The sequence below is a fragment of the Nonomuraea monospora genome (assembly GCF_039531895.1).
In the GTDB taxonomy this organism is placed as follows: Bacteria; Actinomycetota; Actinomycetes; order Streptosporangiales; family Streptosporangiaceae; genus Nonomuraea; species Nonomuraea monospora.
In genome coordinates, this window is sequence record NZ_BAAAQX010000018.1 from 183,209 (window position 1) to 197,241 (window position 14,033).

The following is a 14,033-nucleotide window of genomic DNA, read 5'->3' on the forward strand; positions in this document are numbered from 1 at the left end:
GCCCAAGGATCGCTCAGCCATGGCCGTTCCTTTCTCTCAGGGATCGGGCGAGCCGGACCGCCAGCGCCCGGTCGATGCCGATCGCGGCCAGGATCAGCGCCCCCACGGCGGCCCGCTGCCAGAACGGGCTCACCCCGAGCACCGGCAGCGCGCTGCTGATCGTGGTGAGCAGCACCGCGCCGAGCGCCGCGCCGTAGACCGAGCCGCTGCCGCCGAAGATGGCCACCCCGCCGACCACGACGGCCGCGACCACGTTCAGCTCGAAGCCGTTGCCCGCGTTGGCGTCGAGCGTGCCGAAGCGGGCCGCGTACAACACCCCGGCCAGCCCGGCCAGGGCGCCGCTGGCGACGAACGCGGCGAACACCCGCCTGCCGACCGGGATGCCGGCCAGGCGCGCGGCGGCCGGGCTGGAGCCGATCGCGTACAGCTCGCGCCCGCTGCGGTAGCCGCGCAGGTAGTAGCCCGCCAGGGCCAGCACGACCACGGCGAACAGCGCGAGCACCGGCACGCCGAGCACCGTGGCGCTGCCCATCCGCAGGAAGCCGGGCGGCATGTCGGCGGCGTTGATCTGCCTGCCGGTGGCCCAGGTGTAGTCGATGCCGCGGAAGACGTACAGCGTGCCGAGTGTCACGACGAGCGCGGGGACGCGGGCGGCGGCGATCAGCGAGCCGTTCACGGCGCCGCAGGCGGCGCCGAGCAGCACCCCGAGCACCAGCACGACCGGGACGGGCAGGCCGGGGTTCGCCACGAACAGGCTGCCGGTCGCGAACGCCGACAGGCCCAGCACCGACCCGACCGACAGGTCCACGTTGCGGGTGATGACCACGATGCTCTGGCCGACCGCGAGCACGGCCAGGATGGTCGAGCCGAGCAGCAGGTCCTTGACGCCCTGCGCGGTCAGGAAACGCGGGTTGACCAGCACCGTCACGCCGACGAGCAGCACCAGGGCGAGGACGATGCCCAGCTCCCTGATCACGAACAGGCGGTGCACCAGCCGGGTGCCCTCCTTGGCCCCGTCGAGCACGCCGACCGCCGTCATCCGGCACCGCCGCTCTGGCCGGTGGCGGCGAGCATCACCGACTCCTCGTCCGCGCGCGTGCGCGGGAGGTCGGCGGCCAGCCTGCCCTCGTGCATGACGAGGACGCGGTCGGCCATGCCGAGCACCTCGGGCAGCTCACTGGAGATCATCAGCACCGCGACGCCCTGCCCGGCCAGCTCCGACAGCAGCCGGTGCACCTCGGCCTTGGTGCCGACGTCGATGCCGCGCGTCGGCTCGTCCACGATGAGCACGCGCGGCTGCGTCGAGAGCCACTTGGCCAGCACCACCTTCTGCTGGTTGCCGCCCGACAGGGTCGAGACGGGGTCGGTCAGCCGGGCGGACTTCACCTGGAGCCGCTCGCTCCACTCGCGGGCCGCCGCGCGCTCGCCGCCGCCGAACAGCAGCCCGAGCCTGCTCAGCGACCAGCGCCGGGTGAGGGTGGCGTTGCGCTCGACGGACAGCTCCATGACCAGGCCCTGCTGGCGCCGGTCTTCAGGGACGAGTGCCAGCCCGGCGGCGATGGCCGCGGCCGTGTCGCCCTTCGTCAGCCGTTCGCCGTCGACCAGCACCTCGCCCTCGTCGTAGCGGTCGACGCCGAACACGGCTCGGGCCACCTCGCTGCGCCCTGCTCCGACCAGCCCGGCCAGCGCCACGATCTCGCCACCGCGCACCTTGAAGGAAACATCTTCGAAGACTCCGCGCCGGGTCAGCCCCCTGACCTCCAGCCGCGGCTCTCCCGCCGTCGTGCCCGCCTTCGGATACAGGGACGACACCTCGCGGCCGACCATCCTCCTGACCAGCTCGTCCACCGTCAGATCGGCGGCGGGATCGGTGGAGACCCAGCGGCCGTCCCGCATGACCGTGACGCGCCGGCACAGCGCGAAGATCTCGTCGAAGCGATGCGAGATGAACAGCACCGCCGCGCCCGACTCGCGCAACGAGGCGACCACCGAGAACAACCGCTCGACCTCCACCCCCGACAGCGCGGCGGTCGGCTCGTCCATGATCAGGATGCGCGCGTCGAACGCCAGCGCCTTCGCGATCTCCACGAGCTGCTGGTCGGCGATGGACAACCCGCGGGCCGGGCGGTCGGGGTCGAGGTGGATGCCGAGCCTGCCGAACAACTCGGCCGTGGCCTCGCGCATGGCCCTGGCGTCGATGCGGCGCAGGGCGCGCAGGGGCTGGCGGCTCATGAAGATGTTCTCGGCCACGGACAGGTCGGGAAACAGGGTGGGCTCCTGATAGATGACCGCGATGCCGGCGGCCTGGGCGTCGCCTGGGCCGGTGGGTCTCAGCTCCTTTCCGTCCACCGTCAAGGTGCCGGCGTCCGCGGGATGGGCGCCCGCCAGGATCTTCACCAAGGTCGACTTGCCGGCGCCGTTCTCGCCCACCAGGCCGTGGGCCTCGCCGGGCCAGAGGTCCAGCCGCACGTCCTGGAGTGCTCGTACGGCGCCGAAAGACTTGCTCACGTCACGTAGCGAAAGGACGGGAGGTGGTTCACTCATGTGCCCTCCGACAAACGTTTCGGCAAAACGTTTTAAGGTGTCCAGAACGTAAAACGGGGGCGTGTAACGTGTCAATGATGGCAAGCGCTTACCGGGCAGGCGAAATCCACCCTTGACGCCCTGACCGGGCAGCGCATAAGTTGGCGACTTGGGGGAAATTCTTAAATCGATTTATCTCCCGGCCGTCATGCTCACTCGGCGGGAACCGTCCGGTAACCGTTCCACACGAACCGGGCCGTCGTCACCGCCTCATCCCCGTCACCCGTGATGAGCTGGTGGATCGCGATCCCGTCCAGCTCGCGGTACTCGCACCACTCGTGGTCCGACGTCAGCACCAGATCCAGCCCCAGATCCACCAGCAGGTCGAACACCTGGCCCCGGTTGGTCCTGTCCACCCCCACGAACACCTCGTCGAGCAGGATGAACCGCGGGCAGCCCGGATCGGTCTGATAGTGCGCGGCCACCGCGGCGAACAGCGGCAGGTGCAGCGCGATCGCCTTCTCCCCGCCCGACAGCGCCCCGTGCAGCTTCCTCGTCAGGTCCTGCCAGCCCTGCCCGTCGCCCCGGTCCAGCCTGACCGTGAACCGGTGCCAGGAGGTGTAGTCGAGCACCTTCATGAGCTGGTCCTCCCAGCTCGCCGAGGAGTTGCCGGCCCGCGCCTCCTCCACCCGGTCCCTGAAGAACGCGTACAGCGCCTCCCTGTCGGCGTCCGTCAGCCCGGCCGGATCGCGCAGCAGCAGGTCACGGGCCGCGCGGGTGCCGGGCGACTGCGTCGGATCGACCTGCCACACCAGCCGCACCGCCACCCTCGACGCGGTGCGGACCCGCTCCAGGCGCTGGTTCATGCCCTCCACCAGGGCCGCCGCCTGCTTGATCCGGTCGGCCAGATGCCGCCGCGTATCGCCGGCCAGCGTCCGGTCGAACAGGTCCCGCTCCGCCTCCGTGATGTCGCAGCGCCGCTCGTCCCGCTCCCTGCGCAGCGCCTCGCCGAGCGCCGCCGCCCCCGCCCGCACGCCGTTCACGGTGGCGGTCAGCACCTGGACGTCGTCGTCCGGCGCCAGCTCCAGGTCCGCCCGGCCCGCCAGCACCTCCCTGGCGTGGTGGAAGGCGTCCTGCAGCCGCGCCTCCGCCTCCCTGACGCTCTTGTGCTCGTACGGGACGGACGCGAGCTGCCCCGCCACCGAACCGGCCGCCTCCAGCACGGCCCGCACCCCGGCCTCGGCGGGCAGTTCGACGGTCACCTCCGCGTCCGCCGGCAGATGGCCGGCCGCCAGGCGGCGGAACCTGTCGGACATCTCATCGCGCGTCCGGCCCGCCTCCGCGTGCTTGTCCTGGGCGGTGTTCAGCTCGCCGCGGAGCTGGCCGAGCCTGGCGTTGAGGCGGGCCAGGTCGGTGTTGACCGATTTGATGAGGCGGCGGCAGGCTCGGTAGGCGTGCTGGGTGCGCTGGAGCCGGTCCAGGACGTCCTGCTGCCCGGCCCCGCCCGCCGCCGTCTCCGCCGCCGCCCCGCTGCCCGATTCGCCTGCCGACCCACCCGCCGACTCGCCCACAGGTCTGCCCGCCGTCTTGATCGCGGATTCGACCGCTGCCAGGCGTTCCGCCAGCACCACGGCGGCGGACGCGGCCTCCTCGGCGCGCTCGACGGCGTCGATGGCGACCTGCTCGTACCCGGCGGCGGACTCGGCCGCCAGGGCGGCGCGCTCGCGGGCGGCGCGGGCGTCGGCGCGGCGGTCGTGCCAGACGGTGCCGGTCGTCTCGGCCGTGCGCAGCGCCTCCTCCAGGTTGTCCAGCGCGGACGGCGACGCGGGCAGCGCGTGACGGTCGGCCAGCTCAGTGAGGCGGCGCAACGACCTGGCGACGTCCTGCTCCCGCTCGTGCAGCCGCTCCTCGCCCGCCCTGAGCCGATCCTCCAGCAGCGCGACCCGCTTCACGGCCCCGTCGAACGCCTCGACCGCCTCCGCGTACGGCCTCCTGTCGGGCCTGCGCCGCAGCTCGGCCGCCAGCGTGTCGCGCCCGGCGTCCACCACGGCGAGCAGGTGGTCGCACTCGGCGATCCGTCCCGCCAGCTCGCCCAGCCGGTCGTCCAGCTCGGCGACGCGGCGGCGGCGGGCCCGTTCCCGCGCGGTCGCGCCGATGTACGACGGCTCCGGCTTCACCCACCGTCCGGCCGCCGGGCCCAGCCGCCAGGTGCCGTCGGCGCCGATGACGGCCGGATGGTCGACCCCGGTCGCCGTCGGCGCGAACGCGATCCCGGCCAGGATGTGGTCGGCCACCACCGGCGAGTCGGTCTCGGTCAGCAACACGTGCGCCAGGCTGTAGCCGGGCGCGGGCCTGGACAGCGCCTCCATCGCGAACGCGTCGTGCTCCCCCGGATCGCACCCTCCGTCGGGCCGCAGCCACAGGTCCAGCAGCCCGGACGCCTCCAGTGCCGCCTCCACCCCGGCCTGCGCCACCGGGTCCAGCCCGGACCTGAACGACACGGCCCGCCACAACGGCGTCCCCGGGCGTCCCTGCCTGGCGGCGGTGCCGCGGGTGTGGGGGGCGGGCGGCTCCAGCACCGTCCGGTCGTCCAGGCTCTCCCGCTGCCCGGCCAGCTCGGACCGCTCCCCTGCCAGCCGCTCCCGCAGCGCCGTCACGTGCTGCTCGCGGGACGTCAGCTCGACGGCGGCCATCGTACGGGCCGTGCCGACCAGCTCGTCCGCCCGCTCGAAGTCGTCGGCCAGGCCTGCCAGCGCGGCGGGGACCAGTTGGAGCTGCGTGCAGCCCGCCGCCCAGTCGGCCAGCCCCGCGGCCAGGTCGCGGGCCCGGTCGTCGCGCAGGCGGGCCGCCCGGGTGGTCGTGTCCTGGGCTGTGACCAGGTCTTCCCTGGCCTGGTCGCGGTCCTGTTCTGCGGTGGTGCGGCGGGCGATCGTCTCGGCGTGGTGGGTGGTGAGGGCTCTGAGGTCCTTGATCTGGGCGGCCCGGCTCGTCACCGCGGCTCTCAGGAGGTCGCGCGATCTTCGCACGGCGTGCTCGCTGTCCCGCGCGTCGCCCTCCCCCGTGCCGGTGCCCGCTCGTTCCGTCTCTTCGTGCACGGTGAGCAGCCCCGCCCGTTCGGCCGCGTGACGGGCGTCGGCGCGGGCGCGTTCGGCGAGCGCCTCCGCCGTCCGGGCCCCGGCGGCGGCGAGGGCGGCCGGCTCCTGCCTGCCCGTCACGGCCCGCGCCGCCTGCCCCGCCTGATCGCGCATGCGGCCCGCCACCTCGTGCGCCGCCTGAGCCTCGGCCCGGAGCCGATGCAGCTCACCCCCCGCCCGATAAGCCCCGCTCTCCTTCAGCCCGTCGATCTGCGCGGCCAGGGCCAGCTCCTGCGCCTCCTCCTCCCCCAGCCGCGCGGTCGTCGCGTCGAGCTCCCGTTCGGCCTCCTTGAGCGCCTCCCGCTTGCCCTTGACCTCGGCCGCCAGCGACTCCACCGCCTGCCCGGCACGGACCACGGCCTCGGCGGCGGCGCGCAGCACCCGCCGGGCGTACCCGCGCTGCCGCCCCGCGAGCCGACCGGCCTCCTCCACGTCGCGGTCGAGCAGCCGCAGCTCCTCCCGCCGCCGGTCGAGCCGCTCGAACCCTTCCGCGATCTCGTGGATCTCGCCCTCCCCGAGCGGCGGCAACGCGCTCGACAGCAGCTCCGACAGCAGCCCGGGATCGAGCCGTTCGGACAGCTTGGGCGTGCGAAGCTGCCGCAGCGCGGTCAGCAGCGAGTCGTAGCGCTGCTCGTTGAGCTTGCGGTAGAGCGTCCGCCGCACGACGGCGCGGTAGGACTCGGCCGTCTCGTGCACCTCACCGGACGTGCCGAGCTCGTCCACGAGCTGCGCCCTGGTGAGCGGCTGCCCGGCCTCGCCGGTGAGCCGGATGCCGTCGGGCGTGTCGACGCGCGCCTCGGTGGTGAAGTAGGCGGCGGTGACGTTCTTGGTGTGGACGGTGGCCTGCAGCCGCGCGCCGCACGTGAACCACCGGCCGTCGGAATGCCGGAACTCCAGCCACACGTAGCCGACGCGGGTGGTGCCGGAGGCGCCGTCGCCCATGAGGTTCCAGTGCATGGTGCGCTCGGTGCCGCCGAACGTGGACAGCCTGCTCGGCTTGAGGCTGGCGTCCAGCACGTACGGGAGCAGCAGCTCCAGCACCTTGGACTTGCCGCTGCCGTTGGGCCCGCGCAGCAGCAGCCTGCCCCGATGGAACTCGAACACCTCGTCGTAGTAGCGCCACACGTTCAGGATCCCCGCCCGTACCGGGGTCCAGCGGGCGTCCACTCCCTGCGCGGCGCGCGGCACGGCGAGCTCGGTGACTGTCACGAATCCTCCTGTACGGCGCGCTCGACCCGATAACGGGCCGCGGCGGGCAGGGCGGCGACCTGTTCGCCGCTCCGGCGGGCCAGCCCGAACTGCGTGAGCACCTCCAGCGCGTCGGCGGCCAGCCTGGGGCCGCCCCCGTCCGACTGGTACGCCTTGGCCCACTGCGGGAACTGCCGCAGCAGCCTGGCCGCCTCGGCGTCGAGCCGCTCCGCGGTGACGGGGCCGGAGGTGACGAGCAGGTCGAGCATGAGCAGGGCGGCCACCTTGGCGTGGCTGCCGTCGTCGGGGAACCTCGTGTCGGTGGCGATGGCGTCGGGGTCCACCAGCAGGAACCCCTCCCCCCGCTCCTCCAGCACGAACCCGGCCTCCTCGGCCGCCCGCCGCAACAACTGGCGGCCGGTCAGCGAGGCGGCGTAGGCGGACTGGGCGGGGGTGAGGTCGGCGGCGTAGACGACGGGCTCGTCGAGGAGGCGGCGGATGAGGGAGTGGCGGGTCCACAGGGTGCGCTGGGTGTCGGTCGGCTCGTCGCCGCCGTACCTGGCCTCGGTGGTCAGCTCCTCCAGCACACCCGCGCCGCCGCCGCCCCGTACCCCGTCACTGCCTCGCACCTCACCGCCGCCCCGCACCTCGCCGCCGCTTCGCACCCCGCCGCCGCTTCGCATCCCGCCGCCGCCCTGCACCTCGCCGTCATCATGTCTTGCACCGGACGGGGAAGCTTCCGCGGACACCCTGGACGGCGGGACCGGCGCGGCCAGCAGCCGGATCACCCGCACCGTGTCCACCCGGTAGAGCACCTTGGCCTCCCCGTCCCCCAGGTAGGCGTCGGTGTCCCCGTCCATCGCGGTCAGCGCCCCGTAGTGCTCCAGCAGTTTCAAAGCGTCCACGAAGGCGGCCCGCTCCTCGTTCCTGACCGGGTCGAACGCGGGCACGTCCGGCTCCACGGCGGCCGCCTGGGCGACCCGCTGGGCCAGCATCCCGATCGTCGTCACCGGCGAGGTGAGCAGTTCGGCCGCGCACAGGCACAGCAGCGTGTAACGGCGGCGGTCGAACGGCGCACGGGTGGTGCGGCGGCGCCGCGCGGGCCTGGTCGCCGTCGCCGTGCGCGCGCCCGGCGGGCCGATCTTGACCAGCCGCGCGTACCCCTGGCGCGGCTCCACGACCAGCCGCCAGCCGCAGAAGTAGTCGAACCACTGGATCAGCGGGCCGCGCCGCTTCCTGATGAGGTCGAACGCGGCGGGGTCGTCGTGCGCTGAGATCAGCGGGCGGCCGAGGAGTGTCCTGATCGCGCGGGCGATCTCCTCCTTCTCGGCTCGGACGAGCTGGTTCGCCAGACTACTCATGCGCCCGCCGCCCGCCCACGCAGCCCGGCCTCGCCAGCCGCCGCCGGTCCGCGCAGGCTTGATTCGCCGCCCACCACCCGGCCACGCAGCCCCGGCCCGTCGAGCGTCACCCGTCCACGCAGCGCGGCCTCGCCATCCGCCACTCGCCCGCGCAGCCCTGATTGGTCGAGGGTCAGCCGCCCGCCGACCTCAGGTTCGCCGAGCGGCGCCCGTCCTCGAAACCCGAGTTCGCCGACCACAGCCCGTCCCCGGACGCCGGGGTCGCCGAGGGTTCGCACGTCGATGAGGTAGTCGGCCGCCCGGAACCACCCCTCCGGCGTACGCAGCACGGCCACCGCACCGTCGTCCGGTGCCCGCAGCACGATCTCCACCCGCCCGTCCGAGGTGACCGCCCGCCGGAACCCGGTCGAGTCGGGCCGCTCGGCCAGCGCCCGCCCGAGCAGGTCGAGCAGCCGCCCGAACGTGTCATGATCCAGCTTGCCGAGCTGCGACAACCGCATCGCGCCCGTCGTGGCCAGCGCCGACCAGGCGGCCTCCAGCTCGGCCCGCTCCTTCTCCGCCCGCTCCCTGCGTTCCGCCTTCAGCGCGGCCACGTCCCGCACCTTGCCCGTGCGCCCCATCCGTTCCGTACGCCCGCGCGAGCGCAGCAGCGCCGACACCTCGACCGGCTCGGCCTCCGCCCACGGCACCCCGGTCGGGATGAGTTCGGCGTCGGCGTGCCCCAGATGCGCGTGCCTGGCCGAGCCGAGCCCGAACGCCGCGTCCCACAACCGGTGCGCGTCGTCCTCGCCGGGCGCGGTGGCGAACCAGCGGGCCAGCGTACGGAAGTCGGCGGCGGCGCTGGACGAACGGCGGCGCGAGTCGGTGATCCGGTCGAGCACCTGCAGCAACGACACGATGGCCCGCCGCGCCACGTCATGCAGCCGCCGCACCCTCGGCACGCTCCCGTCCTCGGGCGCGAACCACGCCCGCAGCGCCTCCCACCGTTCGGCGCGCACCGCCAGCCAGGGCGTGGCGCGGTCGGCGCCGGGCACCTTCGGCAGGTCGGCGCCGTCGAGGGCGCGGGCGTGCAGCACGGCGGCCCCGTGGCAGGACACGGTTTCCAGCGCGGCGGCGATCGTCTCGGCCCGCTGCTCCAGGTTCGTCACGAACTCCTGAAGGTAAGCCACGGTCGCGGCCTTGACCTCATGAAACGTCACCAGCCCCGGCCCTTCGGCCCTCCCCACGCCCTCGCGAAACCCCGGCCCTTCGACCCTGCCCGCACCTTCGCGAAGGCCAGCCCTTTCGGCCTCGCCCACCCCCTCGCGAAAGCCCAACCCCTCGCGAAAGCCCAGCCCCTCGCCCTCGCCCCTGTCCGCGCCCTCGCCCCTGCCCTGGCTCACGCCTCGGCCCGCGATCTGGCCCTCACCTCTGCTCGCGGCCTCCTCAAACGACGCCAAGTCCGCGCCCTCGACCCTCAGCAGCCGCTGCAACTCCCCGTTGAACCGCCCTGTCCCGGCCCGCAGCCCGTCGAGATGCCCTTCCAGCTCCCCCAAACAGGTGAAGATCCGCCGGTTCCGCCCGGGATCCGGGTCACGCAGCAGCCCGTCCAGCTCCCCCAGCCGATCCCCGATCGCGTCCAGCACCGCCGTCTGCAACGCTCCAGACGACGACAAAGCCGCCACCGCATGCCGAACCCCGGCATACGCCGCCTGCCCCCGCCGGGTCAGCGCGTACTGCAAATTCCTGCGCTCGTACTCCTCAGCGGTGGCGAAGCTCCCCGCGTGATTGAAGATCACGTCCAGCAGCCCCCAGCCCGCGAGCTGCCTGAGCGTCCCGGCCAGATCCTGCTCCGAGACCGGCGCGTACCATCCGGCCGAGCGCAGCCGCTCGCGCACCTCGTCCACCGTCAGCGCCGTCTCGAACCGCTCGTCGGCCTCCCCGAACGCGTGGAGGACCGCGGTGTGCAGGTCTGCCCGCTCGGTGCTGGTGAACCGGAACATCTCCGGCGGCATCCGTGGCGGCTCCGCCATCGCCCCGCTCTCCCTCCGCCACACGACGATTACCCTGCGCACGCAACCGTAGCGGGAGACACCCGCGGGGCGACCGCTGTTTGCGAGCAGATCACAGGGGTACGGCGCTGGCATTGGAACTCAGGTGCCTGTTGGGGGACGGTATGGCGGAGTTCGAGGCGACACGCGGGATGCCGGCGGAGAGCACGGTGGTGTTCGGAGTCGCGTCCGATGTGGACATCATGGATCGGTGGCTCCCGCAGGGGCTGTCGGTCCACGACAGCGGCCCCGGTACGGTGGAGGCCGACGGCGCCCTGGTGCCGGGAAGCGGGAAACACGAAGGGCTGTTCCGGGCTTCGGAGGAGCAGCTCCGGGTGGAGTGGGGCGGGCGGGATCATCCCGACTACTCCGGGTGGCTGCAGGTGGCGGATTCGGCCGCTGGGACCAGTGAGGTGACCGTGCACATCAGCCTGCTGGACGAGTCCCAGTCCGGGGCTCGGGCCGAGGAGGTGCGGGAGCTGCTGGATCGGTCGTTGGATCAGCTGGCGGACGAGGTGGGGCGCCGGGTGTCCGACGCGGGCTGACGCGATACGAAGAGAGATGCCCACGGAGTCGTGGGCATCTCTCACCGTTGTCAGTCCAGCTCGTGAAACAGGTTGTCAGAGGTCTTGGCGGTCGCTGCACGCCGGATCCAGGCTTCGAGCAGAGCGAGGTCTGTGCAAGCGGTGAGCTCGGCGCGAAGGTCGTCGGTGATGAGGAAGCCGCGGGCCTCCAGCACGAGAAGCAGCGCTCTGGAGGCCTCGTTCGCGTTGCCTTCTTGGACGCCGCGGCCGAAGTGCTCGCGAGCGAACGGGCTGTAGACCGGCCAGTCAGTCGACGCCATGATCTCCTCCAAGAGACGCCGGACCTCGGGACCAGCGATGCTGTAGGCGTATTCATTGTACTTCGTAGCGTGTTCATCGTCCGCGTGTCGCAGCGCTGACGTGAAGGCCTCTACCACCTTGCGATCCCGCCCGTGAGCCATGACTGACATGGCTGCGAGGTCCAGGCGGGTGGCGGCTTCTTGCGGATTCGTGAAGGCCGGAACATCGTCCGGCCCCAGCACATAGGGCTGTGGCCGGTAGCCGGGCAAGTCGGTGTCGATGGGCTGCGCGTAGAAGGCCGCGTCCGCGCGATCGGGGCAGATCACCAGCACAGAGACCGGGCAGTCCAGCATCAGCCACAACGCGGCGGCGTAACGGGCCAGTTGCCGGGGGTTCTTGCCCTTACCCTGCTGGACCTCCACGATGATGGCATGCTCCGCCTCACCGTGCGGAGGCCCCATCGTGAGGACCAGGTCGGCTTCGATGTCGTCCGACTTGCGCGTGTTGGACGTGCGCTCCTCCTGCTGGACCCATGGGGTGTCGTGTCGGGGGGACGGCATGACACAGATGGTAGCGCTACATTTACCTAACGTGACGACACTTCGTTTACTCAGTACTGCGTCAAGTTCCCGTGCCCGCCCACGACCGGGAGAGCGCGAGAGGGCTGGAAAGCCCTCTCGCCCCGGGGCTTGTGGCGAAGCCACGAGCCCCGATGAACACAGCCCGAGCCGAAGACGAGGCCACTCGGGGCGGGCTCTCAACGGCCAACCCGGTAAATGGGCAACGGGCGGGCCGGGTTTGGAAGAACGCCCGAGCGATCAGCGAGGACCTCGCTTTCAGGCGTCTTCCCGATCAGGGTTCTCGAGCCGGAAGAAGTTGCTCGGATTCCCGTCCTTGCGGTGCTCCTGGTAGATGAAGTTCAGCCCCCGCTCGTCGAAGGTTCTGAACCAGTCGTCCCAGGAGATCTCCTCGAGGTCTCCCCCGCCGTATCCGGGAAAGTCGAAGCGGAGCACCCCGGCCCGTCCGTCGTGTTCTGTTCCCGGCACTGTGGAGGGGCGGGCCTGGCGTTCTTCGGCCCATTGGCGGATGACGTCGTGGTCGGTGGTGATGAGGCTGCGGCCGGCGCGTTCTTCGTGCTGGTCCGTCGAGGTGACTTTCTGTTCGTACGGATGGTCCCCGCGCACCGGGCGATTCTGTTGCGACATGAGATCTCGACTCCCCCTGGGTCGGCGTACAACGTCCCCCACGTCGCTACCCTCTGGGAAACGCTTCTCGCGGTGGATCTGTTCCGGTTTGCATCGGGCAGGGAACAGCGTCTATAAAGAACGGCGCAAGTATCGTCAACGAATGTTCTTTTATGCGACGTCTTAGCAAAATCCTTGCGCCTGTTCTCGCAGGCTTGGTCGCCGCCACGGGTCTCACTGGGGCGGCCGGGGCCGATGCGTCGGTCCGATCCGGGGTGGCCGGCGCCGATGCGCCGGTGCGGCTCGATTCCTTCTACGGTCAGCGGCCGGCCTGGGCCGGGTGCGGCAACGGGTACGAGTGCGCGAAATTGTCGGTGCCGCTGGACTACGCGAAGCCCGGTGGCAGGAAGATCAAGATCAGCATGGTCCGGCTCCCCGCTACGGGGAAGAAGATCGGCTCGATCGTGCTCAATTTCGGCGGTCCCGGCGGGTCCGGCGTGGATGCGCTCAAGGCGAGCAAGGATGCCGTCTCGGCGGATGTCCGCGAGCGGTTCGACGTCGTGAGTTTCGATCCGCGCGGCGTCGGTGATTCGTCGCCGGTGCGGTGTTTCGATACCCTGGATCTGGACGCGTATTTCGCGATCGATCCGACGCCCGACACCAAGGCCGAGGTCAAGAAAGCCGAAAACTGGGACAAAGTTTTCGCAAAGTATTGCACTGAGAACAGCGGCAAGGAACTGCTGGCTCATGTGGGCACGGAGGATTCCGCACGCGACATGGACGTGATGCGTAACGCGCTGGGCGACGCCCGGCTGACGTATCTGGGTTTCTCCTACGGCACGTATCTGGGCGCCGTTTACGCGGACCTGTTCCCGAAGCGGATCCGGGCGATGGTGCTCGACGGCGCGGAAGACCCTTCGGAGAACGCCGGGGATCTCGGGGCCGCTCAGGACGAGGGTTTCGACGTGGCGACGAAGTCGTTCATGAAGGACTGCTTCAAGCGTTCGGGCTGCCCGTTCCGTAAGCACACCGTGGAGGGCGCGCAGGAGCAGCTCGACGAGCTGTACGCGCGGGCCGACAGGTCGCCGCTGCGCAACGAGTACGACGGCCGCCAGGTCACCGAGGCGGTCGTGAGCGCCGCCGTGGACTACTCGATGTACGACGTCCGCAACTGGGCGAGGCTGCGCCAGGCGCTGACGGAGGCGTACCGGGGCGACGGCACGAAGCTGCTGCTGCTGGCCGACGAGAGCAACGGGCGCCGGCCGGACGGCCGCTACGACAACAGCTTCGAGGCGCTCATGGCCATCAACTGCGTGGACCATCCCGAGGACCCGTGCCCGAACTGGCCGGTCAAGGGCACCCGCTACCCGAAGAAGGTGGAGGCCAAGGGCTCGCCGCCGATCGTGGTGGTGGGCACGACGCGGGACCCGGCGACGCCGTACAAGCTGGCCCAGGCGCTGGCCGGGCAGCTCGCGCACGGCGTGCTGCTGACGAACGACGCCGACGGGCACACCGGGTACGGCCGTGGGTCGGCCTGTCTGGACCGGAAGGTGGACCAGTACCTGATCACGGCGACCGCGCCCAAGGCGGGGACCTGCCGCGATCCCCACCCCAAGGCCTGACGATCCCTAAGGACGACCGCGCACATCGAGTCTGACGGTTCCGAGAACCACCAGTCCCGCACCTCGCCGAGGTGTGGGACTGGTGGTTTTCGGGTCAACTCCGGCCCTGCCTGCGTGGCGAGCGGAGCGCCCTCGGGAGAGATTGGGCGGACGTAGCCGGAGCCCGC

General features: G+C 71.6%; 9 protein-coding genes. 2 read left to right on the top strand and 7 right to left on the bottom strand.

All coding sequences use genetic code 11. From position 1 onward, the window contains the following. Positions 1-13: 13 nt before the first annotated feature. From ABD331_RS31665 to ABD331_RS31685, 5 genes are all read right to left on the bottom strand, one after another. Positions 14-1,039, bottom strand: a complete 1,026-nt coding sequence (locus ABD331_RS31665; RefSeq protein ID WP_344482597.1) for an ABC transporter permease — start codon at positions 1,037-1,039, stop codon at positions 14-16. Further along, on the bottom strand, positions 1,036-2,544 hold the full coding sequence (locus ABD331_RS31670) for a sugar ABC transporter ATP-binding protein (RefSeq protein WP_344482600.1): 1,509 nt from the start codon (positions 2,542-2,544) through the stop codon (positions 1,036-1,038). Before ABD331_RS31670 ends, ABD331_RS31665 begins: the two co-directional genes overlap by 4 nt. Positions 2,545-2,735: 191 nt before the next feature. Continuing rightward, a complete protein-coding gene (locus tag ABD331_RS31675; protein WP_344482603.1) occupies positions 2,736-6,866 on the bottom strand; it encodes a TIGR02680 family protein in 4,131 nt (1,376 codons plus the stop codon). Further along, positions 6,863-8,206: a TIGR02678 family protein gene (locus ABD331_RS31680; RefSeq protein WP_344482606.1), complete on the bottom strand. Its 1,344-nt coding sequence runs from the start codon at positions 8,204-8,206 to the stop codon at positions 6,863-6,865. Before ABD331_RS31680 ends, ABD331_RS31675 begins: the two co-directional genes overlap by 4 nt. Next, a complete protein-coding gene (locus ABD331_RS31685) occupies positions 8,203-10,218 on the bottom strand; it encodes a TIGR02677 family protein (protein ID WP_344482609.1) in 2,016 nt (671 codons plus the stop codon). The genes ABD331_RS31680 and ABD331_RS31685 overlap by 4 nt, the downstream gene beginning before the upstream one ends. 143 nt (positions 10,219-10,361) lie before the next feature. Here ABD331_RS31685 and ABD331_RS31690 point away from each other — a divergent pair, with 143 nt between their 5' ends. Beyond that, positions 10,362-10,781: an SRPBCC family protein gene (locus tag ABD331_RS31690; protein WP_344482612.1), complete on the top strand. Its 420-nt coding sequence runs from the start codon at positions 10,362-10,364 to the stop codon at positions 10,779-10,781. A gap of 50 nt (positions 10,782-10,831) precedes the next feature. Here ABD331_RS31690 and ABD331_RS31695 read toward each other — a convergent pair whose 3' ends face one another. Both ABD331_RS31695 and ABD331_RS31700 read right to left on the bottom strand, forming a co-directional pair. Continuing rightward, positions 10,832-11,620, bottom strand: a complete 789-nt coding sequence (locus tag ABD331_RS31695; RefSeq protein WP_344482616.1) for a hypothetical protein — start codon at positions 11,618-11,620, stop codon at positions 10,832-10,834. A 276-nt stretch (positions 11,621-11,896) separates the two neighbouring features. Next, positions 11,897-12,244, bottom strand: coding sequence for a hypothetical protein (locus ABD331_RS31700; protein ID WP_344482619.1), 348 nt, complete (start codon positions 12,242-12,244; stop codon positions 11,897-11,899). Positions 12,245-12,459: 215 nt separating this feature from the next. On the opposite strand from ABD331_RS31700, the gene ABD331_RS31705 reads away from it, so the two are divergent. Beyond that, entirely contained in the window at positions 12,460-13,866 is a 1,407-nt protein-coding gene (locus ABD331_RS31705; RefSeq protein WP_344482622.1) for an alpha/beta hydrolase, read from the top strand. The last annotated feature ends 167 nt before the right edge of the window (positions 13,867-14,033 follow it).